This window comes from Bartonella sp. CE47NXGY (assembly GCF_042195415.1).
Lineage (GTDB): Bacteria > Pseudomonadota > Alphaproteobacteria > Rhizobiales > Rhizobiaceae > Bartonella.
In genome coordinates this window covers 1-2,684 of sequence record NZ_JBHIOI010000085.1, presented here as the reverse complement: position 1 = coordinate 2,684, position 2,684 = coordinate 1, and the positions used below count along the sequence as shown (strand labels likewise).

Here is a 2,684-nt window from a genome sequence, read left to right as displayed (position 1 = left end):
TGGTTCAACAGGGGCAGAAGGAGGAGAAACAGTATCCAGAGATGAAGTGTCCTCCGGAGCAGAGGGCTCAGATGGCAACGACATAGAAAGTGGATCAGGGCGTGGAGAATCAACAGGATCAGAGGACGTAGAAGAAGGAGGGTCAGACATAAACGACGTAGAAAATGGATCGGGAGGAGGAGGATCGACAGGATCAGGGGATGTAGAAGAAGGAGAGTCAGATGTCAACGACGTAGAAAGTGGATCGGGAGGAGAAGATGGAGGATCAACAGGATCAGGGGATGTAGAAGAAGGAGAGTCAGATGTCAACGACGTAGAAAGTGGATCGGGGGGAGAGGATGGAGGATCAACAGGACCAGAGGACGTAGAAGAAGGAGAGTCAGATATCAACGACGTAGAAAGTGAATTGGGGGGAGAAGATGGAGGATCAACAGGACCAGAGGACGTAGAAGAAGGAGAGTCAGATATCAACGACGTAGAAAGTGAATTGGGGGGAGAAGATGGAGGATTAACAGGATGAGATAATGAAAACGAAGAAGGTTTACCAAATGGACCATTATAAGAACCTATTCTAGAAGAAATATAAACCCCTTCGAGTCGGAAATCCCAAAATTCCCCCTCACCTTCCACTAATCTTTGCGTAGCATCTGCTTCTCCAAAGGGCGAACCTGGACCATAACCACGAATACGATATTGATAAGGAAAACCTTTCACCGTAGTATAATCATCATAACCATTGGCGAGTCGAAAAGAACCTGCCTGCGCTGTTCCAGCAACTTGAATGAGTGAAATGCTTTGATCTTTTCCCTCATAGACTTCTTTACTTGCATATTTTGGAAAATTTTGCACATGAATGAATGTCGTTCCAGAAACATCCCCATAGATCAATATGCGATCCGTCTTTTGGGGATTAAACAAACCCTCATCATTCAAAAATGCATTCAACCTAATCTGAGCGTTTCCCTCAGCACTGTAGACTTTTTTATCTTTTGATGCGAGAATTTTATCTCCTGCACCTATATCTGCTTTTTTTCCAATGCATAGCGTTTGATAACCACTACCTTCATCAAAGATCAATGTGCTATTGGAAAGACTTAGAGAAGAAAGCGATGAAACAGATTCCTGTAAACCGTTGTATTTACTTTTAGTAAGATACCATTTTGAATAACGAATTAACTCTAAATCAATAACCGATCTATCCTCAACACGCGTACCTCCTGTAAGAGAGGAAGCGTTTGCTTTCACCAATAGAGAAGCATTATTTTCAGCTTTTAGCAACAAATCACCAGAGATTTTTGTTTCATCCGATAATTCAAGAGTGCCTTTTACTTCATAGTCTTTATTCCCCTTCGCATAAATCGCAATCCCGTCTGGAACTGTCATATTTGTCTCTGATAAATAAACAAATGCCCTCCCCGTGATAACTTTTTTGGTTTCTAAAATTTTTTCATCATCTCGTTGCCTCAACATTTTAGCAAGTTCTTCTGGAGCTAAAACATTAAAGCACAGTCCATATACTCCCTCACTCTGAACAGAAATATTGTTTTTTTCTATCTTAATACTTGTATTCTTAAAGCCATCTGGTGAAATATATTTTTGAATTAACTTACCATTATCATTTACATAACCTGAAAAGTTTTTCATCAAGAATGCATGCATATGGTTCAGCTGAATAAAATTGTTTTTCAAATGAACGTCACCACCTTGAAAAACCTCAAAAGCTTCTGGCAATACCCCCATAGCTCGATCACCATCTGTTAAAGTTTCCTCCCTCCTTCCTTGCCCCGTAATCCCCATAGTATCAAGAATATAGCGCCCCCCAAATCGAGTTGAAAATGAGCCAATCTGGTTAAAATTAACGGTACCGTCTGTCATTTTAACCATTGCATCAAAACCACTCATAATACCGATCCCTTTTACATTCAAGTTATCTGGCTCAATATTGATATTCACACTCACTAAAGCAATATCCGTTCCTCTCCCCCATGCATAAATAGCATGTGAAATCCCCTTAATTTCCCCTACTGTCATGCTAATAACGGCATTTTGAGCACGAAGAGCAGGTATATTCTTAAAATCTGAAGCTACTAGATTAATTGTTCCACCATTTCTTACATACGCCCCATACGCAGATATTTTATCTGGATCATCGCCATAAACTGTTATCTGAGACGCATTAACAATAGTGCCTGCTTTTTCTACATATATAGCTGCAATAGGTGCAATATGAGCAGACGTCTCTTGAGAACTTTTTAAGTAATAGATTTTATCTGCAAGAAAGTGTGTTTTTCTATCATCGCATTTATAAAATGCCCCTCCTGCATCACTTGAAGATCCTGCAGCACTAACATACGTAACCTGCAAAAAATAAAGAATAGCTGTTGTAACGTTGCATAAAAATACATATTTATGAAATACATAAATCATAACTCTTGCCGCCTTCTATTCCCCTACTTCTATTCATTGAAGAATAATATCTATATTTAAGCTAATAAAGTTCTCAAAATACAATAAATATAAAATGAAATATTTAATTTAATACTTAATATAACACTATATACTTATATATAAGTTATATATAAGTTACTATATAGTTTATGTATCGCTAAAAAAGGTGGCGCAATCCAGCAGAGAAACTCGTTCCAGAAAAACCAATTTTCTTAAATCTATGCTGATAAGTGACA

The 2,684-nt window shown here is 38.5% G+C and carries 1 protein-coding gene; it reads right to left on the bottom strand.

What is annotated here, in order from left to right; genetic code table 11:
• Positions 1-2,427: autotransporter outer membrane beta-barrel domain-containing protein (locus ACFIL3_RS09535; RefSeq protein ID WP_375638885.1), on the bottom strand; the 2,427-nt coding region annotated here is incomplete at its 3' end.
• Between the last annotated feature and the right edge of the window lie 257 nt (positions 2,428-2,684).